The sequence below is a fragment of the Cupriavidus sp. 21MJTG02-4 genome, from assembly GCF_057798975.1.
This window is the reverse complement of record NZ_JBYOJP010000009.1, coordinates 168,278-189,656: the sequence shown is the minus strand read 5'-3', so window position 1 is coordinate 189,656 and position 21,379 is coordinate 168,278. Positions and strand designations below refer to the sequence as shown.

At 66.6% G+C, this 21,379-nt stretch carries 16 protein-coding genes; 10 read left to right on the top strand and 6 right to left on the bottom strand.

Going from position 1 to position 21,379, the window contains the following annotated elements; translation table 11 throughout:
* Positions 1-127: 127 nt before the first annotated feature.
* From AC3FKH_RS19420 to AC3FKH_RS19385, 8 genes are all read left to right on the top strand, one after another.
* Entirely contained in the window at positions 128-1,132 is a 1,005-nt protein-coding gene (locus AC3FKH_RS19420) for a Bug family tripartite tricarboxylate transporter substrate binding protein (protein WP_488677453.1), read from the top strand.
* A gap of 12 nt (positions 1,133-1,144) precedes the next feature.
* A complete protein-coding gene (locus AC3FKH_RS19415) occupies positions 1,145-2,872 on the top strand; it encodes a long-chain fatty acid--CoA ligase (RefSeq protein WP_488677452.1) in 1,728 nt (575 codons plus the stop codon).
* A 39-nt stretch (positions 2,873-2,911) separates the two neighbouring features.
* Positions 2,912-3,895: a Bug family tripartite tricarboxylate transporter substrate binding protein gene (locus tag AC3FKH_RS19410; protein ID WP_488677451.1), complete on the top strand. Its 984-nt coding sequence runs from the start codon at positions 2,912-2,914 to the stop codon at positions 3,893-3,895.
* A 45-nt stretch (positions 3,896-3,940) separates the two neighbouring features.
* Entirely contained in the window at positions 3,941-4,720 is a 780-nt protein-coding gene (locus AC3FKH_RS19405; protein ID WP_488677450.1) for an enoyl-CoA hydratase/isomerase family protein, read from the top strand.
* Between the two features lie 139 nt (positions 4,721-4,859).
* On the top strand, positions 4,860-6,044 hold the full coding sequence (locus tag AC3FKH_RS19400; RefSeq protein WP_488677449.1) for an acyl-CoA dehydrogenase family protein: 1,185 nt from the start codon (positions 4,860-4,862) through the stop codon (positions 6,042-6,044).
* 401 nt (positions 6,045-6,445) lie between these two features.
* Positions 6,446-8,368: a PrkA family serine protein kinase gene (locus tag AC3FKH_RS19395; protein WP_483732868.1), complete on the top strand. Its 1,923-nt coding sequence runs from the start codon at positions 6,446-6,448 to the stop codon at positions 8,366-8,368.
* Between the two features lie 37 nt (positions 8,369-8,405).
* Positions 8,406-9,668, top strand: coding sequence for a YeaH/YhbH family protein (locus tag AC3FKH_RS19390; RefSeq protein ID WP_483712211.1), 1,263 nt, complete (start codon positions 8,406-8,408; stop codon positions 9,666-9,668).
* Between the two features lie 132 nt (positions 9,669-9,800).
* On the top strand, positions 9,801-11,354 hold the full coding sequence (locus AC3FKH_RS19385) for a SpoVR family protein (protein WP_483732867.1): 1,554 nt from the start codon (positions 9,801-9,803) through the stop codon (positions 11,352-11,354).
* 64 nt (positions 11,355-11,418) lie between these two features.
* Here the strand turns inward: AC3FKH_RS19385 and AC3FKH_RS19380 are convergent, their stop codons facing one another.
* The 4 genes from AC3FKH_RS19380 to AC3FKH_RS19365 form a co-directional block, all read right to left on the bottom strand.
* A complete protein-coding gene (locus AC3FKH_RS19380; RefSeq protein ID WP_488677448.1) occupies positions 11,419-12,411 on the bottom strand; it encodes an acyl-CoA dehydrogenase family protein in 993 nt (330 codons plus the stop codon).
* 42 nt (positions 12,412-12,453) lie between these two features.
* Entirely contained in the window at positions 12,454-13,614 is a 1,161-nt protein-coding gene (locus AC3FKH_RS19375; protein ID WP_488677447.1) for an acyl-CoA dehydrogenase family protein, read from the bottom strand.
* Between the two features lie 75 nt (positions 13,615-13,689).
* Complete coding sequence (locus AC3FKH_RS19370) at positions 13,690-14,157, bottom strand: MaoC family dehydratase (RefSeq protein ID WP_483712206.1); 468 nt, start codon at positions 14,155-14,157, stop codon at positions 13,690-13,692.
* Positions 14,154-15,410, bottom strand: a complete 1,257-nt coding sequence (locus tag AC3FKH_RS19365; protein WP_488677446.1) for a CaiB/BaiF CoA transferase family protein — start codon at positions 15,408-15,410, stop codon at positions 14,154-14,156. Before AC3FKH_RS19365 ends, AC3FKH_RS19370 begins: the two co-directional genes overlap by 4 nt.
* Positions 15,411-15,513: 103 nt before the next feature.
* Here AC3FKH_RS19365 and AC3FKH_RS19360 point away from each other — a divergent pair, with 103 nt between their 5' ends.
* Complete coding sequence (locus tag AC3FKH_RS19360; protein ID WP_488677445.1) at positions 15,514-16,413, top strand: LysR family transcriptional regulator; 900 nt, start codon at positions 15,514-15,516, stop codon at positions 16,411-16,413.
* Between the two features lie 22 nt (positions 16,414-16,435).
* On the opposite strand, the gene AC3FKH_RS19355 is transcribed toward AC3FKH_RS19360, so the two are convergent.
* Both AC3FKH_RS19355 and AC3FKH_RS19350 read right to left on the bottom strand, forming a co-directional pair.
* Positions 16,436-17,629 (bottom strand): helix-turn-helix transcriptional regulator, encoded by a 1,194-nt coding sequence (locus AC3FKH_RS19355; protein ID WP_488677444.1) that lies wholly within the window; start codon positions 17,627-17,629, stop codon positions 16,436-16,438.
* A 393-nt stretch (positions 17,630-18,022) separates the two neighbouring features.
* Positions 18,023-20,320: a mechanosensitive ion channel family protein gene (locus AC3FKH_RS19350; protein ID WP_488677443.1), complete on the bottom strand. Its 2,298-nt coding sequence runs from the start codon at positions 20,318-20,320 to the stop codon at positions 18,023-18,025.
* Between the two features lie 272 nt (positions 20,321-20,592).
* On the opposite strand from AC3FKH_RS19350, the gene AC3FKH_RS19345 reads away from it, so the two are divergent.
* Positions 20,593-21,378: an SDR family NAD(P)-dependent oxidoreductase gene (locus AC3FKH_RS19345; protein ID WP_483732860.1), complete on the top strand. Its 786-nt coding sequence runs from the start codon at positions 20,593-20,595 to the stop codon at positions 21,376-21,378.
* Position 21,379: the final 1 nt, after the last annotated feature.

The following is a 21,379-nucleotide window of genomic DNA, read 5'->3' as shown; positions in this document are numbered from 1 at the left end:
AAGTCCGCGCCGAACGGACCGCCACCGGCACGCGGACAGGGCCGGATCGTCGGATGCAAGGCCGGCGACAAAAAACGGGGCCAGGCCCCCAGGCCCTGCCAACAAAAAATACAGAGGAGACAACCACATGCAGGCAGATCGTCGTAGTGCATTGCAGCGTCTGGGCGCCGGAGCGCTGGCCGTGGGCGGGATCGTCACCGGCCTGCTCGGCGCCGGCGACGCGATGGCGCAAGGGGCGTTTCCGTCGAAAACCGTGCGCCTGGTCGTGCCGTATCCGGCCGGCGGCGCGACCGACGTGCTGGCGCGCGCGATTGCAGATGGCCTGGGCAAGACCTGGAAGCGCCCGGTGGTCGTCGAGAACCGCCCGGGCGCCAGCAGCATGATCGGCTCCGAAGTGGTGGCCCGCGCCGAACCGGACGGCTACACCGCGCTGCTGACCATTACGACGCTCGTGCAGGCGCCGAGCCTCTATGCGAAGGCGCCGTTCGATCCCATCAAGGATTTTGTCGCGGTGTCCGAGCTGGGCACCACGAACCTGGTGTTCGCCATCAACAGCGCCGTGCCGGCCACGAGCCTGAAGGAGTTTGTCGCGCTGGTGCGCGCCAAGCCGAAGCAGTACTCCTACGGCTCGTACGGCACCGGCTCGAGCGGCCACCTTTACGGCGAGATCTTCAACGAGAGCGCCAGGCTCGACATGATCCACGTCTCCTACAAGGGCGAGGCGCCGGAACTGAACGACCTGCTCGGCGGCCAGGTGCCTTCCGCGGTGATCTCCGTGATGGGGGCCAAGCCGCACTCGGCTTCGGGGCGCCTGCGCGCGCTGGCCGTGACCGGGCCGTCGCGCGCGCCGCAGTTGCCTGACGTGCCCACGTTCAAGGAAGCCGGCATCGCCGGCATGGATTCGATGGGCTGGTTTGGCCTGCTGCTGCCGGCCGCCACGCCGCGCGCGATCGTCGAGAAGTTCTCCGCCGACGTCAACAAGGTGCTGGCCGATCCCGCCGTGCGTACCCGCATGAACGACATGGGGGTGATCCTGACCGGCAGCACCCCCGATGCCTTTGCCCAGACCGTGCAGACCGACTATGCGCGCTGGGGCAAGGTGATCCGTACCCACAACATTCGTCTTGACTGAGCATTGCCTGACATGAAGTCCGCCAGTACCACCCAGCCTTACCGTTCCCCCGCCTGGCCCGCCGGCTTGCCGGGCTCGCTGCACGTGCCGCGCACCAGCCTGTTCTACAACCTGGAAGTGGCCGCGCGGCGCTATCCCGACAAGACCGCGATCCAGTATTTCGGCACCGCGATTTCCTACCCGGCGCTGCTGGACGAGGTCGAGCGCATGGCCGGCTACCTGCAGCACACCTGCGGCATCGCGCCCGGGGACCGGGTGGTGCTGTTCAGCCAGAACTGCCCGCAGTACATCGCGGCCTACTACGCCATCCTGCGCGCCGAGGCCGTGGTGGTGCCGGCCAACCCGATGTGGCTGGAAGCCGAGCTCGAACACGTGGTCAGCGACAGCGGCGCCGTGGCCGCCTTCTGTGGCAGCGAGCTGTACGACCGCGTCGCGCCGCTGCACGGCAAGGCGCTGCGCAACGTGATCGTCCATCACTACGCAGGCATGCTGCGCGACGACGGTGGCCTGCAGGTGCCGGCCTGGCTGCGCGAGCCGGCGCCCGCGCTGCAAGCGGCACCGAGCGGCGCGATGCCGGTGGAATGGGATGCCGCGCGCAATGCCGGCCAGCGTCCGCGCCCGCACGAGGCCGGCTACGACACGCTTTGCATGCTGGCCTACACCTCGGGCACGACCGGCAATCCCAAGGGCTGCATGCATACCCACGGCACCATGATGACTTCCGCGGTGGGGTCCCAGGTGTGGCGCAGCAGTTCGCCGGAAGCCGTGGTGCTGGCCGTGGCGCCGATGTTCCACCTGCTCGGCATGCAGAATTGCATGCATTCGCCGATCTACCTGGGCGCGACCGTGGTGCTGATGCCGCGCTGGGACCGCGCCCTGGCCGTCGACCTGATCGAGCGCTATCGCGCCTCGGTATGGGGCGCGCCGCCGGCCATGCTGGTGGACTTCTTCGCGCAGCCGGGCGTGGAGCAGCGCGACCTGTCCAGCCTGGCGTTCCTGGGCGGCGGCGGGGCCGCCATGCCCGATGCGGTGGCCAACATGCTGCAGGAGCGCTTTGGCCTGCCGTACGTGGAAGCCTACGGCATGACCGAGACCGCGTCGTTCCTGCTGTCCAACCCGCGCCAGAAGCCCAAGCGCGAATGCCTGGGCATTGCCACCTTCGGCGTGGATGCCCGCGTGGTGGACCCCGACACGCTGGCCGAGCTGCCCCAGGGCGAAATCGGCGAGATCGTCGCCCACGGCGCCCAGGTGATGCAGGGCTACTGGAACAACCCGCAGGCCAACGAAGAGTCGTTCATCGAGATCGACGGCAAGCGTTTCCTGCGCACGGGCGACCTCGGCTTCATGGATGAAGAGGGCTACTTCTTCATGCGCGACCGCCTCAAGCGCATGATCAACGCGTCCGGCTTCAAGGTCTGGCCGGCCGAGGTTGAGAACCTGCTCTACGGCCACCCCGCCATCCACGAGGCCTGCGTGATCGCGGCGCGCGACGACCATCGCGGCGAGACGGTCAAGGCCGTGGTGGCGCTGCGCCCCGGCTCGCTCGGCACGCCCGACGCCGAGCCGGAACGCATCATGGCCTGGTGCCGCGAACGCCTGGCGGCCTACAAGGTGCCGCGCATCGTCGAGTTCGTTGACGCGCTGCCCAAGTCGGCCACCGGCAAGATCCAGTGGCGCGCCTTGCAGGAAGACGCCATGCGGCCGGCGGACCCGGCGCAAGCCAACGCGCAAAGCCGGTAAGGCCGGCCGACAGACAGAGTTTCAGAGAGAGACAGCATCATGCACAACAGCAGACGAACCTGGCTGGCGCAAGCCGGCACCCTGGCGGGCGCCGCCGTGCTGGGCAGCGTGGGCCAGGCAGTGGCCCAGCCCAACTACCCGAGCAAGCCGATCCGCCTGGTCGTGCCGTATCCGGCCGGGGGCGGCACCGACACCGTGGGCCGCATGATCGGCCAGCGGCTGGCCGAGGCCTGGGGCCAGGCAGTCGTGGTCGACAACAAGCCGGGCGCCAGCGGCATGCTCGGCAACGATATCGTGGCCAAGGCCTCGCCCGATGGCTACACGGTGCTGCTGGCCATCACCGCGCTGATCCAGTCGCCGAGCCTCTACAAGCGCACGCCTTACGACGTGAGCAAGGACTTCACGCCGGTCTCGCTGATCGCCAAGTCGTCCGACCTGTTCGTGGTGCCCAACCGCGTGCCCGCCAGCACGCTGCGTGAATTCATCGCGCTGGCCAAGGCCGGCAAGCTCAGCTATGGCTCGTACGGCAACGGCACCTCGTCGCACCTGCACGGGGAACTGTTCAGCCAGCAGGCCGGCATCGACCTGACGCACATCCCGTACAAGGGCGCGGCGCCGCTGGTCAACGACCTGCTCGGCGGCCAGGTGGATTCGGCCTTCGTCGATGTGACTTCGGCGTATCCGTACCTCACCAGCGGCAAGTTCAAGATCCTGGGCATCACTGGCACCCAGCGCTTCAAGGCGATCCCCAACGTGCCGACGTTTGCCGAACAGGGCTTGCATGGCTTCGAGCCGAGCGGCTGGTTCGCGATCTTCCTGCCGGCCAACACGCCGAAGGAAGTGACCACGCGCCTGGCGACCGAAGTCGCGCGCATCGTCAAGCTGCCGGAAATCAGCCAGAAGCTGGCCGGCATGGGGCTGCAGCCGGTGGGTTCCGCGCCGCAGGAACTGGCCAGCGTGGTCTCGGGCGACATGCCGAAGTGGGCCAGGATCGTGCGCGACGCGCATATCCAGCTGGACTGATCGCCGCGCAGGGCGCCGAACCGCAAGCCTTCCCAGGAGTCATCGATGGAAACGATTCGCTATGCCGTGGAAGACGGCGTTGCCACCCTCACGCTGGACTACCCGGCGCGCAAGAACGCGCTTAACGGCGTCATGCGCCGGGAAATCGGGGATGTGATCCACCAGTTGCGCCAGGACGCCAGCGTGCGCGCGCTGATCCTGACCGGTGCCGGCACCGACTTCTGCTCGGGCGGCGATATCAGCTCCATGCAGGGCGAGTTCACGGCCGCGCAGGGCCGCCAGCGGCTGAACAACATCCACCCGTGGCTGGAGGCGCTGATCCAGCTCGAGATCCCGGTGATCGCCGCGGTGGACGGGGCCGCCTTCGGCGCCGGCTTCAGCCTGGCGCTGACCGCCGACATCATCCTGGCCACGCCGCGCGCGCGCTTCGCGCTGCCGTTCCTGCGCCTGGGCCTGATTCCCGACTGTGGTGTGTTCTACACATTGCCGCGCATGATCGGACTCCAGCGCGCCAAGGCGCTGATGTTCTCGATGCGCGAACTCGATGCCGAGGCCGCGCAGGAGCAAGGCATCGTCATGGAGATCGTGCCGGCCGACAGCCTGCAGGAGCGCGCGCGCGCGATGGCTCGCGCATTCACCGAGGCATCGCCGGTGGCCGTGGCGCTGACCAAGAAGGCGCTCAATGCCTCGCTGAACCAGGACCTGCACAGCATGCTGGCCATGGAAGCGGACGGACAGGGCATTGCCTTCGCGACGGAATACCGCCAGGAAGCCGCCAGCCGGTTCCTGTCCAAGCAGGCGCCGCGTTATCGCTGGCCTGACTGATATCGGGCGGTCCGGCATGCTGCATTGCCGCATGCCCGGCCGCCTTCAACACGCGCCTATCTCTATCTATATAGGCATGGCAGCGGGCATGGCCGGCTGCCTTTCTTCCTCCTCTGGCATTTCGAAGTCGATACACATCATGGGATCTCCCGAACTGAACGCCGCCGCCTCGACCGAGGCACCCTGGATGACCGAAGACCTGGTCCTGTTCCGTGACACGGTGCGGCGCTTTGTCGAGCGCGAGCTGGCGCCGAACGAGGCGCGCTGGGCTGAACAGGGCTACATCGATCGCGACGTCTGGCGCCGCGCCGGCCAGATCGGCCTGCTCTGCGCGAGCATTCCCGAGGAATTCGGCGGCGGTGGCGGCAACTTCGCCCACGAGGCCGTCATTACGCAGGAAATGGCGCGGGGCATCTGCGCCAGCCTGGGCAACAACGTGCACAGCGGCATCGTGGCGCACTACATCCTGAACTACGGCACCCAGGCGCAGAAGGAGAAATGGCTGCCGCAGATGGCCAGCGGCGAAATGGTGGCGGCCATCGCCATGTCGGAACCGGGCGCCGGCTCCGACCTGAAATCGATCCGCACCCGCGCGGTGCGCGAGAAGACGTCCAGCGGCGACTGCTATCGCATCAGCGGCGCCAAGACCTTCATTACCAACGGGTATCACGCCGACCTGGTGTGCCTGGTGGCCAAGACCGATCCGGAAGCCGGTTCGCGCGGGGTATCGCTGATCATGGTGGAGACCCGGGACCTGCCCGGCTTCCGCCGCGGCCGGATCCTGGAGAAGATCGGACAGAAGGGCCAGGACACGGCCGAGCTGTTCTTCGACGACGTGCTGGTGCCGTGCGACAACCTGCTGGGCGTTCAGGAAGGTCAGGGCTTCTACCAGCTCATGCAGCAGTTGCCGCAGGAACGGATGATCATCGCCCTGGGCTCGGTGGCGAGCATGCAGCGCGCGATCGAGCTGACCACCGATTACGTGCGCGAGCGCAAGGTGTTCGGGCAGCCGCTGCTGGACCTGCAGAACACGCGCTTCAAGCTGGCCGAGTGCAAGACCAACGCGACCATTGCCGCGACCTTCGTCAACGACTGCATGGCAAAGCTGATGGCGGGCAAGCTCGACGCCGCGACCGCGGCCATGGCCAAGTGGTGGTGCACGCAGCGCAACTGCGAGATCATCGACGAGTGCCTGCAGTTGCACGGTGGCTACGGCTACATGCTCGAGTACCCGATCGCGCGTATGTATGCCAATGCGCGTGTCGGCAAGATCTATGGCGGCTCGAACGAGATCATGAAAGAACTGGTGGCCCGCACGCTCTGAGCGTTGTCATCAGCAGTCCGCGAGTGCTGATGCACGTCGCGGAAACCGCAACAGAAAGGCCGGCGAAAGCGCCGGCCTTTCTGTTTTATCGTTACAAAACCTGCTGTGCAGATTGGGGCGGAAAGGTGTAAGGTTTGTCACAGCATAGTCAATGGCCCGTCGCGCGCGGGGCGGGGCAGTGGTTCAAATGTGGTGTTTGCAGGGCGGAAACGCCGTTGCGCACAGGCAAGCGAATCGTCAACTCAAGCTCCACCATCGCCGTTATTTGACTATGATGAAGTAAAGACTTCGCAACATGACCACGTCGCCAAGCCGGGGTGGTGTAGCGCGAAAGCTGGCGCGAAGCCTCAGGGGAGTAGCAGTGCTTTCGCCTCGGACGGGGACTCTGACGGGAGTGAGGTATGGACATTTTCGGCCATTACGCCACGCGTTTCGAAGCTCGCAAGGAAGAGGAATACAGCATCCAGGAGTACCTGGATATCTGCAAGAAGGATCCGACCGCCTATGCGACTGCGGCTGAGCGCATGCTCGCCGCGATCGGTCAGCCGGAGCTGGTGGATACCCACCACGATCCGCGCCTGTCACGGCTGTTCTTCAACAAGGTGATCCGGATCTATCCGGCTTTCCGCGACTTCTACGGCATGGAGGACACGATCGAGCAGATCGTTGCCTTCTTCAAGCATGCCGCGCAAGGGCTGGAGGAGCGCAAGCAGATCCTGTATCTGCTCGGGCCTCCCGGTGGCGGCAAGTCCTCGCTGGCAGAGAAGCTGAAGGCGTTGATGGAGGAGGTGCCCATCTATGCGCTGAAGGGTTCGCCCATCCATGAATCTCCGCTCGGCCTGTTCTCGCCGGAGGAAGACGGCAAGATTCTGGAAGAGGACTATGGCATCCCGATCCGGTACCTGAACACCATTCCATCGCCGTGGGCGGTGAAGCGCCTGCACGAGTTCAATGGCGACATCACGCAGTTCCGCGTGGTCAAGCTGCGCCCGTCGGTACTGTCGCAGATCGCGATCTCCAAGACGGAGCCTGGCGACGAAAACAACCAGGACATCTCCTCGCTGGTCGGCAAGGTGGATATCCGCAAGCTCGAGGATTTCCCGCAGGACGACCCGGACGCCTATTCGTATTCCGGCGGCCTGTGCCTGGCCAACCGCGGCCTGCTCGAGTTCGTCGAGATGTTCAAGGCGCCGATCAAGGTCCTGCACCCGATGCTGACCGCCACGCAGGAAGGCAACTACAAGGGCACCGAAGGCTTTGGCGCGATTCCGTTCGATGGCGTGATCCTCGCGCACTCGAACGAGGCCGAATGGCAGACCTTCAAGCAGGACAAGAACAACGAGGCCTTCCTTGACCGGATCTATATCGTCAAGGTGCCGTACTGCCTGCGCGTGTCCGAAGAGGTGAAGATCTACGACAAGCTGCTGCGCAGCAGTTCGCTGTCGGCGGCGCCGAATGCGCCCAGCACGCTGAAGATGATGGCGCAGTTCGCGGTGCTCACGCGCATCAAGGAGCCCGAGAACTCCAACATCTTCTCCAAGATGCGCGTCTATGACGGCGAGAGCCTGAAGGACGTCGATCCGAAGGCGAAGTCGTACCAGGAATATCGCGACTACGCCGGCGTGGATGAGGGCATGAACGGCCTGTCGACGCGCTTCGCGTTCAAGGTCCTGTCCAAGGTCTTCAACTTCGACAACACCGAGGTCGCGGCCAACCCGGTCCACTTGCTGTACGTGCTCGAACAGCAGATCGAGCGCGAACAGTTCCCGCCGGAACAGGAAGCGAAGCTGCTCTCCTATATCAAGGAGTACCTGACCACGCCGTATGTGGAGTTCATCGGCAAGGAGATCCAGACGGCATACCTGGAATCGTATTCCGAGTATGGTCAGAACATCTTCGACCGCTACGTGGTGTTCGCCGACCTGTGGATCCAGGACCAGGAGTACCGCGATCCGAATACCGGTGAAATCCTTGACCGCAATGCGCTGAACGACGAGCTCGAGAAGGTCGAGAAGCCCGCGGGCATCTCGAACCCGAAGGACTTCCGCAACGAGATCGTCAATTTCGTGCTGCGCGCCCGGGCCAACAACGGTGGCAAGAATCCGGTCTGGACCAGCTACGAGAAACTCAGGATGGTGATCGAGAAGCGCATGTTCTCGACCACCGAGGATCTCCTGCCGGTCATCTCGTTCAATGCCAAGTCTTCGCGCGAAGACCAGGACAAGCACGAGAATTTCGTCAACCGCATGACGGAGAAGGGGTATACGCCGAAGCAAGTCCGACTTTTGGTGGAGTGGTATCTGCGCGTAAGAAAATCATCCTAACGGCGCCTGAACCAGGCCTCTCATCGAGGGCAAATACATGGCCACGGTCATCGACAGGCGTGAGAACGGCGGCAACAAAAGTGCCGTCAACAAGCAGCGCTTTATCAAGCGCTACCGCGAGCAGATACGCCAGGCGGTTGCAAAGGCGGTGTCCGGCCGGAAGATCATGGACATCGAGCAGAGCGGGCAGGTGTCCATTCCGGTCAAGGACATCTCCGAGCCGATCTTTCACCACGGCCCGGGCGGGCGGCGCGAATGGATTCATCCCGGCAACAAGAAATTCGTCCGGGGCGATTCATTCGACCGCCAGCAGCAGGGCGGCGGCGGGACCGGCTCGCGTGCCAGCGACAGCGGCGAGGGCGAGGATGATTTCGTCTTCACGCTGTCGCGCGAGGATTTCCTGAATTTCTTCTTCGAGGACATGGCGCTACCGGACCTGGCCAAGCGCCACCTCGCCAAGATCGCCGAGGTCCGCAAGGTGCGGGCCGGGTTCTCCATCGACGGCACGCCTTCCAACCTGTCCATCCTGCGCACCATGCGCAGCTCGCTCGGCCGGCGCATTGCGCTGTCCAGCCCGTACCAGAAGCGCCTGCGCGAACTGGAGAAGGAATACAGCGAGGCGCTGGAGAAGGAAGGGCCCTACAGCGAAGCCGCGCTCGAAATGATGAAGGAAATGCGGCATCTGCGCGCCTGCATCGACCGCGTGCCGTTCATCGAGAAGCTCGACCTGCGCTACAACAACCGCGTGCTCAAGAAGCGGCCCCAGGCGCAGGCGGTAATGTTCTGCCTGATGGACGTGTCGGGGTCGATGGACGAGAGCAGGAAGGATCTCGCCAAGCGCTTCTTCATGCTGCTGTACCTGTTCCTGAAGCGCAATTACGAGCGTATCGATGTCGTGTTCATCCGCCATCACACCGTGGCCAAGGAAGTGGAAGAGGAGGATTTCTTCCATTCGCGCGAGTCCGGTGGTACGGTGGTGTCCAGCGCGCTGAAGCTGATGGTCGAGGTCATCCACGACCGTTACCCGCCGAGCCAGTGGAATATCTACTGCGCGCAGGCGTCCGACGGCGACAACTGGGCCGGAGACTCCGAACTGTGCGGCCGGCTGCTGCGCGAGGCGATCCTGCCGCTGGTGCAATATTTTGCCTACGTGGAAGTGGCGTCCGAAGAACCGCAGAACCTCTGGGAAGAGTACCTGACGGTCAAGAGCCAGTTCGAGCACTTCGCGATGCAGCGGATTATCAGCGCGGACGAGATCTACCCCGTGCTGCACGACCTGTTCCAGAAGCGCGCGGCCTGACGGGCGGTACGTTGGCGGTACGTTGGCGGCCTGCCGGTTCGGGCGGGCCGGCAGGACCTTTGCAACGCGGCGCGGCGGCGCCGTCCCGGCAGGCGCTGCCGGCGCGGACGGCTGTGCCAGACGGAGGTGAAGATGGCTTATCTCTCCACGGGTTCGGACTGGACCTTCGAGCTGATCAACCGGTATGACCGCGAAATCGCGCGCATTGCCGGCGAGTTCGGACTGGACTCCTATCCCAACCAGATCGAGATCATCACGGCCGAGCAGATGCTGGATGCCTATGCGTCGGCAGGGCTGCCAGTGGGGTACAGCCACTGGTCATATGGCAAGCATTTCCTGGCCTCGGAGCGCAGTTACCAGCGCGGCCACATGGGCCTGGCCTATGAGATCGTCATCAACTCCAACCCTTGCATTGCCTACCTGATGGAGGAGAACACGCTGCCGATGCAGGCGCTCACCATCGCGCATGCCTGCTATGGGCACAATTCCTTCTTCAAGGGTAATTACCTGTTCCGCACCTGGACCAATGCGGACGCCATCATCGACTACCTGTTGTTCGCCAAGAACTACGTGCTGGAGTGCGAGCAGCGCTATGGCGAGCAGGAAGTGGAGATGCTGCTCGATTCCTGCCACGCGCTGCAGAACTACGGCGTGGACCGCTACAAGCGGCCCAAGAAACTGTCGATCAACGAAGAGCAGGCGCGTCAGACCGAGCGCGCAAACTACCTGCAGATGCAGGTCAATGACCTGTGGCGCACGCTGCCCAGGCATCGTCCCCACGCGCTCGCGGCGGATGAAGATGCGGCGGAACCGGAATCCTCGTTCCCGCCCGAGCCGCAGGAGAACCTGCTGTACTTCATCGAGAAGAATGCGCCCAGGCTGGCGCCGTGGCAGCGCGAGATCGTGCGCATCGTGCGCAAGATCGCGCAGTACTTCTATCCGCAGCGACAGACCAAGGTGATGAACGAAGGCTGGGCCACGTTCTGGCACTACACCATCATCCACCAGCTCTACGAGGAGAAGCTGGTCAATGACGCCTTCATGCTGGAGTTGCTGCAGGCCCACACCAACGTGATCTACCAGCCGCCGTACAACAGCCCGTATTACAGCGGCCTGAACCCGTACACGCTGGGCTTCCTGATGTTCCAGGACCTGCGCCGCATGTGCGAGCACCCGGACGAGGAAGACCGCCGCTGGGCACCGGAGATCGCCGGATCGGATTGGCGCACGACACTGGACTTCGCCATGCGCAACTTCAAGGACGAGAGCTTCCTGCTGCAGTTCCTGTCGCCGCGCGTGATCCGCGAACTGAAGCTGTTCTCGGTGCTGGACGATGACCGCGAGAACAAGCTGCGCGTGACGGCCATCCATAACGACGAAGGCTACCGCATGATCCGGCAGCTGCTGGCGTCGCAGTACGACCTGTCCGGCATGGAGCCCAATATCCAGGTCACCAATGTCGATGTGGGCGGCGACCGCTCGCTCACGTTGCGCCACCAGCAGAGCGACCGCCGGCCGCTGTCGCACAACTTCGACGAAGTGATCCGCCACGTGACGCGCCTGTGGGGCTTCAATGTGCGGCTCGAAGTGGCGTATGAGGACGGGCGGCGCGAACTCAAGTACGAGTGCAAGCCGGAACGGCGTCACAAGAAGGTGCCAGGAGGCGGACTGAGCCTGGCCGCCTGAGGCGGCGCTTTCACTGCGATGCGGCGGCCCCGGACCGGGCCGCCGTTTCATTTCCTGGCGTGCCTCAGGCCGTCGCCTCGTACCACTCGCGCGCCAACTCCACCGCGCCGCGCGATGGTTCGGCGCAGACCCGTTCGCCCAGCACGCGGCTCCACCACCGCTCCGATCCGTCCGCCACGCGCCACGCATGCAGGCGCCGCGTGTACAGCTGCAGGTCGAATTCCTCGGTAATGCCGATGGCGCCATGCACGGCGTGGGCGATGGCCGCGACCGGCGTGACCGCGTCGCTGGCGCGCAGCTTGCCGATGGCGGCGCGTACCGGGTCAGGGTGGCTGCCGGTGCTGTCGCAGGCGATCTGCGCGGCCAGGCGCGAGGCGGCGACGTGCTCGGCCATCTCGCTGATCTGGTGCTGGATGGCCTGGAACTTGCCGATCGCGCGCCCGAACTGCAGGCGGTCGTTGGCGTACTGCAGCGTCATGTCCATGACCTGGGACAGCGCGCCGGCCATCTGCGCGGCATGCAGGCAGGCGCCGATGGTGCGCAGGGTGCCGGCGGGCAGCGCGAAGGCCGTCCCTGCCTTGCCGTCGAAGCGCGGCAGCCGCATGGTCTGGTCGGCGTGAGCGCCAGTCGGCTCGGCACCGGCAGCGGCGGCCGGCAGCAGCACGCAGCGGGTACCGGACTGCGCCAGGAACCAGCCTGCGTGACGCGCATCGGCCACCAGCGTGGCGAGGCTGCCATCGTCGAGGCTGGCCAGCGCGATCGGCTCGGCGGGCACGGTCACGCCGTGGGCCTGCAGCAACGCTCGCGCAAACAGCGTCTGCGCGAGCGGCAAGGGCATGGCGTGGCGGCCCAGCACGTACAGCACGGGCGCCAGGTCGGACAGGGACAGGCCGGCACCGCCCGCCGATTCGGGCAGCAGGCAGTCGGCAAAGCCGCTGTCGAGCAGCGCCTGCCAGAGCGGCGCCGGGTCGGCGCCTTGTTCGATGGCGCGCACGGTCGCGGGCTGGCATTGATCGCGCAGCAAGTCGTCGAGCGCGTCGGAATAGGTGTTATGCATGGCGATGGGTTCAGTGTTGGACGCGTGCGGGGCTTCGGCGCATCAGCGCAGCCCCAGGCCGCGCGCAATCATGCCGCGCAGGATTTCGCGGGTGCCGCCGCGCAGCGAATAGGACGGGGCGATCTGCGTGACATAGGCCAGCGTGCGGTACAGCGCGCCATCGGCGGCCAGCGCCGGTTCGTCGCCCAGCGCGGCTTCGACGAGCGCCGGGATCGATTGTTCGAAGGTCGTGCCCAGGTCCTTCACCAGCGCGGCTTCGACCACCGGGCTTTCCCCCGCGGCCAGGCGTGCCGTCACGGCCAGCGACATGGCGCGCAGCACCGCCAGGTGGCCGACCAGCCGGCCGGCGGTGACGGTGTCGCGCCGCGCTTCGGGCAGGCGCCGCAGCGCCGCCAGCCAGGTGTCGAGCAGCACCACGCTCGAATAGAGCCGCTCGGGGCCGCTGCGCTCGAATGCCAGCTCGGCGTTCACCTGTTCCCAGCCGCTGCCTTCCTGGCCGATCAGGGCGTCCGGTGCGAGCGCCACGTCCTCGAAGCTCACCTCCGAGAAATGCGCATCGCCGGTCAGGTCCTGGATCGGGCGCACGGTGACGCCGGGCGCGGAGAGATCGACGATGACCTGCGACAGCCCGGCCTGCCGGTCCTGCGGCGTGCCCGAGGTGCGCACCAGCGCCAGCATGTAGTGGCAGTGGTTGGCGTTGGTCGTCCAGATCTTGCGCCCGTTCAGGCGCCAGCTGCCGTCCGGCTGCCGCACCGCGCGCGTGGCCACGCTGGCCAGGTCGGAGCCCGAGTTCGGTTCGCTCATGCCGATGCAGAAGAAGGCGTCGCCGCGGCAGATGGCGGGCAGGTACCTGGCCTTCTGCGCTTCCGTGCCATAGCGCAGGATCAGCGGGCCGCTCTGGCGGTCGGCGATCCAGTGGGCGGACACGGGCGCGCCGGCGGCCAGCAGTTCTTCCACCAGCACAAAGCGCGAAAACGGGTCCAGCCCGGCGCCGCCGCAGGTCGCCGGCAGCGTGATGCCGACCCAGCCGCGCGCGGCCAGCGCGCGGCTGAAGGCGGCGTCGAAGCCCATCCACGAGCGTGCCCGCACTTCAGGCGGCAGCGCCGGCATGTGTTCGGCCAGGAAGGCCCGGACCTGCTCGCGGAACGCCGTGGCGTGCGGCGGCAGGCTGGTGAGCTGGAAGGTGGAAAGCAATGCGGTCACGTTGAATATCCAGTTGCGTGAGGGCGTGGGGCTGGGACGAAGCCCAGGGTCAGTCGAGCGTAGCGCGCGGCGGTTTCAGTCCGGGTGTCCGGCCAGCAGCCGGCGCGCCGTGTACGTCATGACTTTCTCGTTGCGCTGGTTGAAGACCTCGATGGCCGAGTCCACCACCGCGCGGTTGCCGCGCGATGTCGGCCGGATGCCCGTCACCGTGACGGTGGCCCATACCGTGTCGCCGACCACCACCGGGGCAAGGATCTGCTGCGTGAGTTCCAGCATCGCCAGGCCGGTGCCCTGGATCATGGTTTGCAGGATGAAGCCTTCGATCAGCGTGTAGGTCAGCGCGCCCGGGACCGGCCGGCCGCGGATCGCGCCGGCGTCGTAGCCGTCCTCGATAAAGATCGCCTCGACCATGCCGGTGACCGAGATGAAGTTCACGAGGTCGGTCTCGGTCACGGTGCGGCGGAAGGTGCGGAAGGCCTGGCCTTCCTTCAGGTCCTGCCAGTAGAAGCCCTGGCCCAGGCGGGGCAGGTGGCTTTGCATCATGTGGTCTCCTTGGCGTTGTCAGGCGGGGCCGGCGGCTGCGGGGCGCAGTACGCGGCACCCGTGGCGCTAAGCCCGTCGATGTCCTGCTGCGTCATCCCGGCCCGCGCAAGCAGCTGCGCGGTGTGCTCGCCGAGGCGTGGCGGCACGCCGATCGGTGCGCGTGCCCCATCAAAGCGTACCGGTGCTCCCGGAAAGCGCAAGGCGCCCATGGCGGGATCTTCGACCGGTTCGAAAAAGCCCGTCGCGCGCAGGTGCGGATCGTCGGGCAGGTCGTCGAGTTCGTTGACCCGGGCCACGGGAATCTGCAGCGCTTCGCAGACTTCCAGCCAGTGCGCGGTGCTATGTCCGCGCACGATTTCACCGGTGATTTCGTACAGCGTTTCGATGTGCGCGGTGCGCGCCGAGATATCGGTGAAGCGCGCATCCGCGGCCAGTTCGGGGCGGCCGGCGGCGCGGAAGAAGTCGCGCCAGTGGGCATCGGTGTACGGCATCATGCAGACATGGCCGTCGGCGCTCTGGTAGGGCCGGCGCAGCGGCGCCAGCACGCGCGGGTAGCCGGTGCCGCCGCGCGGCGGTTCGAAATGCCGGCCGTAGAAGTGCTCCACCAGGTTGAAGGCCACCATGGATTCGAACATCGGCACCTCGACCATGGCGCCGTGGCCGCTGCCATTGCCATTGCCGTTGCCGTTGCCGCGCGCGCGGCCGGCCAGCGCCGCGCACACCGACAGCGCCGCGACCAGGCCGCTGGTCTTGTCCGCCGCGATGGTCGGGAAATAGCGGCTGCTGCCGGTCTGCGCCGCCATCAGCGCGGCATTGCCGGACAGGCCCTGGATGATGTCGTCGTAGGCCGGGCGGCCGCCGTACGGGCCATCCTCTGCGAATCCGAGCAGGCTGACGTAGACCAGTTGCGGGTGGCGCGCCCTCACGTCGTCCGGCGACAGGCCCAGCGCGGCCAGCTTTTGCGGGCGCATGCTGTGCATCAGCACGTCGGCGCCGGACAGCAGGCGTTCCAGCGCCGCCTGCGCCGCCGGCTGCTTCAGGTCCAGCACGACGCTCTTCTTGCTGCGGTTCACGCCCAGGAAAATCGCGGCCATGCCGGCTTCGGCGGCGGGGCCGGTGCGGCGCGTGGAATCGCCCTCGGGCGGTTCGACCTTGATGACCTCGGCGCCAAAGTCGGCCAGCCACTGGCTGGCATAAGGGCCCATCACGACCGTGGAAAGGTCGATCACGCGGATGCCGGCTAAGGGCAGCATGCGTCTGTCTCCGGATCTGGTTCTGTGGGGCACAGCGTAGATCAGCGGCAGGTATCTGGTCTAATATTACTTTTTTAGAAATTGATATTCACAGGATATCGACATGGATCTGCGCCAGCTCCAGCAGTTTGTTGCCCTGGCCGAGACGGGCAACTTCCACCGGGCCGCCGAGCGCCTGCACATGGCGCAGCCGCCGCTGTCGATTTCGATCCGCAAGCTGGAGGAGCAGCTCGGCGCCGCGCTGTTCGTGCGCACCCCGCGCGGGGTCCGGCTGACGCAGGCGGGCGAGGCGGCGCTGCAGGACGCGCGCCGCGCGCTGTTCCACGCCAGCCAGGCACGTGCGGCGGCCATGGCGGCCGCGCAGGGCGAGCGGGGCGCCTTGCGCATCGGTTTCATCGGCTCCGCCACCTATGCGTTGCTGCCGAAGCTGATTCCCGCATTCCGCGCCGCGCATCCGGGGATCGAGCTGGTGCTGCAGGAATCCACCACGGCGGCCATCCTGGACCAGCTCGAAAACCATCGGCTCGACGCCGGGCTGGTGCGGTTTCCGATCTTGAGCAGCGGCGGCTACACCCTCACGCCGCTGGAAACCGATGTGTTCGTCGCCGCGGTGCCGGCGGACAGCCCGCATGCCAGCCAGACATCCATTCCGCTGAAGGCACTGGCCGCCGAGCCGTTCATCATGCATCCGGCCGCGGCTGTGCCCAACCTGCATGCGGTCGCCATGATGCTGTGCCAGCAGGCCGGCTTCGTGCCGCGCGTCACGCAGGAAGCGGTGCAGGTGCAGACCATCGTCAGCCTGGTGGAAAGCGGCCTGGGGGTGGCGCTGGTGCCCAGCGTGACAACGCGCTATGCGAACCGCAGGGTGAAGTTCCTGCCGATCTCGAGTCCGCGGCCGGCGGGGCGCATTGGCATTGCGCTGGCCGCGCGGGCGGATGACGCGGACCGGCAGGTGCAGAGGTTTCTTGCCGCGGCGTTGGCGGCGGTGGAGGGGGAGGGCTGAGGTCAGCCCCGGGCACGGGCACTCACCCGTTCTTGACCTGCCTCCCCCTGGGCCGCGCCACCGGACAAGCTGCCGTCCGCATCAGGTTCACGCCAGGCAGCAAATGCAGCAGCCGCACCAGCTCGGACTGCCGGTGCGTGCCGGTCTTGCGCAGCGTATCGCGGATATGCACGCGCACGGTATGGGGCGACAGGAACTCCCGCTCGGCGATTTCATTGAGCGTTTCGCCGGCCGCGAGCCGGATGGCAATGATGCTTTCCTTGCGCGACAGCCCGAACAGCGACGTCAAGACCGCGGCATCGAGCACCGAGCGCGATTCCGAGTTGCCGAGCAGCATCATCGCCGCGGGCAGCTGCCACGGGCCTTCCACTGGCTGGCGCGAGACCAGCGGCACCACGATGATCGGTACCGGTTGCCCGCCGGAGGTGATGTGCATCCATGAGCCCGCGGCGGCGTCGGCACTGCGGCCCCGCACGGCGCCGTCGAGCAGCCGCTGCAGCACGTCCTGCAGCGCGGCATCGCGCGCACGCAGCACGCCGCGTTCCAGCGCAAGGTTGCTGTCGGCCTGCACCAGCGATTCGGCCCAGCTGTTGGCGTAGCGCACGCGCATGTCCGCCTGCAGCACCATGACGCCGAAATCGAGCGTGTCGAGTCCGGCCAGCCCGAGCGAGGCCAGTCCGCTCAGTTCGAAGTTGCGCTGCTGCATGCGCGCCGCGCGGACCCAGTGCGGCATGACATGGGCCAGGCGGCGTTCGCGCACGCTGCCATGCAGGTGGCTGTGCTCCGAGGTGGTGCCGCTCATGAGCACGCAGATCTCGCTGGTGTCGATGAGCCGGAAGCCCTGCTCGAGTCCGCTGCCGTCGCCGGCGACGGCCACGTCGGTCTCCTCGCCGTCCCCCATTGCCAGTGCGGCGCCGGCGCCGGCCCCGGCGGATGCGAGTGCGGCTTCGGCGGTAGCCGGATGGCCGACGCTTGCCGATGGCACAACGATGTCTTCAGGCAGGTTGATGCCACTGGTGAAACAACCGTGCGGAGTCACGCCGAGCCGGGCGTGGCCGGCAAGCTTGTCCCAGATCAGGTAGCGCGGGCTGCCTGTGGCTGTGTAGCGGGAAAAAAGGTCCAGGGCAGCGGGCATTGCCGCCACGTCCATTGCAGACTCGTAGATAGAGTCGACCAGACGATGAAAGTCATCGTCGAGACTCGGGTGTTCGCCCATATTCAGTTCCCCCGGTGGCAAACGCCTTGACTGACGCCATTTTCTAATGGCTGCTCTTTTGTGTTCCCTTGGTGCCAGTGCCTGCCCGGGCGTCTGTCGCGCCCTGTGGCAACGGTGCCCTGGCTTGCGGCCCCGTGTGCAGGATGCCCCTCAGGCATGACCGTGCCCGAGTGCCGGCCATGATGCCAAACAATCGTGCCGGTTTTATCCCCCGCTTCGGGGGGCTATGGCCCCGCGAAGCGGGAACCACCGGACGATCGGCATATGTCGACGCCTGCATAACGCAGGGATGTTAATGCGCGAGATCGGATTCGTGAGGGATTTTTGACGCGCAAAAGGGACGGGCGTTTCGCAAAAGCGACAAGCGCACCTGTCTTGCATGACGCATGCATCTCATTTCGATGTCGGCATGATGGCTTCGACACTTGCGGCCCCGGCAGCCCCCCCTGCGAGCTGGATGGTCAGGCTTGGGGAGGCCATGCCGATGCCATTGGCATCGAATTGCCGCTTCAGCAGCGCGTTGAACGCGCGCGTGATCTCGGCCTGCATCAGCGGGCGGGTCTTGACCTGGGCCATCACCACCGGGCCGCTCGGGTCGAAGCGATCCAGGCCCAGGATCTCCAGGCCGGACAGCAGCTTGTGCGCATAGCGCGGATCGCGCGCGACCTGGGCGCCGGTGGCGCGGATCAGGTCGAGGGCCCGGTCCAGGTCGCTCTGGTAGGCGATGCCGATACTGAACACGGCGTAGCCGTAGCCGCGCGACAGGTTCTTGACCGCCTTGATCTGGCTGTATGGCAGCGTATGCAGGGCGCCCTTGCCATCGCGCAGCTTGACGGTCCGGATGGTCATGCCTTCGACCACGCCGGCATGGTCGGGCAGCTCGATCGAGTCGCCAATGGCGATCGAATCCTCGATCACGATAAAGAGCCCGGTGATCAGGTCCTGCACCAGGCTCTGCGCGCCGAAGCCGATCGCCAGCCCCACCACGCCGGCACCCGCGAGCAGCGGCGTGACATTGACCCCCAGGTTGGCAAGGACCACGATCATCGCGATCACCAGCAGCGTGACCAGCGACGCGTTGCGCACCAGCGGCAGGATGGTCTTGGCCCGCATGCTCGGCTGCGCGGCGCGCCCATAGGCGGGAGACAGCGCCTGGGTAATGGCCGTGTCGATCAGCAGCCAGACCAGCCACGCCAGCAGGACCGTGGCCGTGACGCTCAGCATGGACTCCGCGATATGCCGGCCCGCCGGCGACGCTTGCGCCAGGTGCAGCACCGATGTGCCCCAGATGCGCGCGCCCAGCTCGATCACGGTGACCCAGATCACCACGCGTACCAGCGCCATGGCAAAGCGCCCGAAGCGTTCCAGGTAGGCCGAGCGCCGCCGGTCGCGGATGCGTGGCGCGCGCACGCTGGCCTTGGGCGAGCGGCCGGCAACCAGCGTCAGCAGCAGCGCGAACACCAGCAGCGCCACCGAGGCCACCGTGCGGCGCAGGAAGACGTCGGCATGGCCGGTGGCCAGCACGGTGCCGATCACCGAGGCCACCACCACTGCCAGCACCGGCAGGTGCCAGGCCTGGCCGGCGAGGCGCAGCAGGTCCGTCAGGGCCGGATGCGACTGCCGGAATTCGAGCGGCCGCTGCGCGATCAGCTGGCCGACCTGGCGCCGGAAGCGCAGCGCGAACACGCCGATCAGGATTGCCGCGGCGACATTGGCCGCCGTCGACAGCAAGGCGCACAGGTTAGCGCCGAGCACGGCCGTAATGCGGCTGTCGGTGGCGCTGTTGCCGAGTGCGGCCAGGGCGCCGGTGCAGAACAGCAGCAATGGCGAGCGCGTCAGCAGCTGGTGCACCGCCAGCCGGCGGTGCGCGGTGCGGAACAGCGCGAAGATGACCTGGCAGACCGCGGCCGCGATGGCTCCGGCGACGATGGCATGGGCCACCATCACGGCGGCCACGCTCGCCGGCGATTGCGAGAAATTGCGGTAGGCGAGCAGCACCGTGAGCCCGAATGCCGCGACCCACGGCCCGATGCGCCGCAACATATAGATGCCGACATCGATCCACGACGGCACGTCGGGCAGCCCGCTGCGCGGCTTGCGCACCAGCGTGACCTTGCCGTCGGCATGCTTCCTGCGCCGCAGCCGGATGCGGTGGCCGATCTCCCACAGGACCCATCCGCACAGCGCCCAGCCACCGATCACCACGGCGAACTCGCGCAGCGAGTCGAGCCCGGCGCGCGTGCCGTTGTGCGTCACGGACGCCCGCCATTCCTCGGCCGCGAACTGCGAGCGCCAGCGCCAGTAGTGCCAGGGGCCGTGGTCCTTGCGCAGCTGCGTATCGAATTCATCGAGCGCCTGCGCCACGGCGCCGATCAGGCCCGGTGACGAGGCCGGCGCGACGGGCGCCGACGCCGCGGCGTCCAGCCCGCTGCGCAATGATCGCAATTGTTCCAGCAGGGCCTTGCGTTGCGTGTCGTCCTGCAGGGTGCCAATGACCTGGTCGAGCGATTGGGCCAACGGGACGCTGGCCGGCGCGGCCCTGGCATCGCTCTGCTGGATCGCGGCAACGAGGGGGTTTGCCGGCGCCGCACTGGCGGGCCGGTGAAACAGCGGCGAAAGCAGCAGCGCGGCGAGCAGCAGCCAGGCATGCCGGCGCAGGTGCCAGCGGAGGTCGGGGAGATGAGGGCGCATGGGATCGGTCAAGCCTTCCATGCGCGACACTGTAGCGCATTGGTCCCATCCCGGTCCGCGAAGCCGGGTCCCGGAGGCGGTGTTGCGATGCTGCGAAAAGCCATGAAAGTGGCGTATCGGTGCATTCGTCGCTTCCGACGATGCGTGTCAGGGCCCGATCCACGAATCTCGAACCCGCTCCGACGCTCCCCGGCGCCGGCTTTGACACCCGTATCGGGCCTGTCGCGCGTGCGGCAATGACCCGGCAAAAACCAGACGGAAGGAACACGGTAATGGAACTCAATGCATCGGTATCGGCCATCGTGACCGGCGGCGCCTCGGGCCTGGGCGCGGCGACGGCCCGTGCGCTGGCGGCGCAGGGCGTGCGCGTGGCGCTGTTCGACCTCAATGTCGAGAAGGGCGAAGCGCTGGCGCGTGAACTGGGCGGCGTGTTCTGCCAGGTCAACGTGACCTCGGAAGCCGAAGTCGAGGCCGGCTTCGCCAAGGCGCGCGCCGCCATCGGCCAGGAACGCATCCTGGTCAATTGCGCCGGCACCGGCAATGCAATCAAGACCGCTTCGCGCTCGAAGGAAGACCCGTCGCAGATCAAGTTCTTCCCGACCGATGCGTTCGAGCGCATTGTCCAGATCAACCTGATTGGCACCTTCCGCTGCATCGCGCGCTCGGCCGCCGGCATGCTGACGCTGGACCACACCGCCAGCGGCGACCGCGGCGTGATCATCAGCACGGCATCGGTGGCGGCGCAGGACGGCCAGATCGGCCAGGCTTCCTATTCGGCATCGAAGGCCGGCGTGGTCGGGATGACGCTGCCGATCGCGCGCGATCTCTCCGGTGAAGGCATCCGCGTCAACACCATCCTGCCGGGCATCTTCAATACGCCGCTGCTGCAAGGTGCCCCCGAGAACGTCAAGGCCGCGCTGGGCGCGTCCGTGCCGTTCCCCAAGCGCCTGGGCCAGCCGGAGGAGTTTGCCTCGCTTGCCGTCGAGATGTGCCGCAATGGCTATTTCAACGGCGAATCTGTGCGCCTGGACGGCGCCATCCGCATGGCACCGCGCTGAT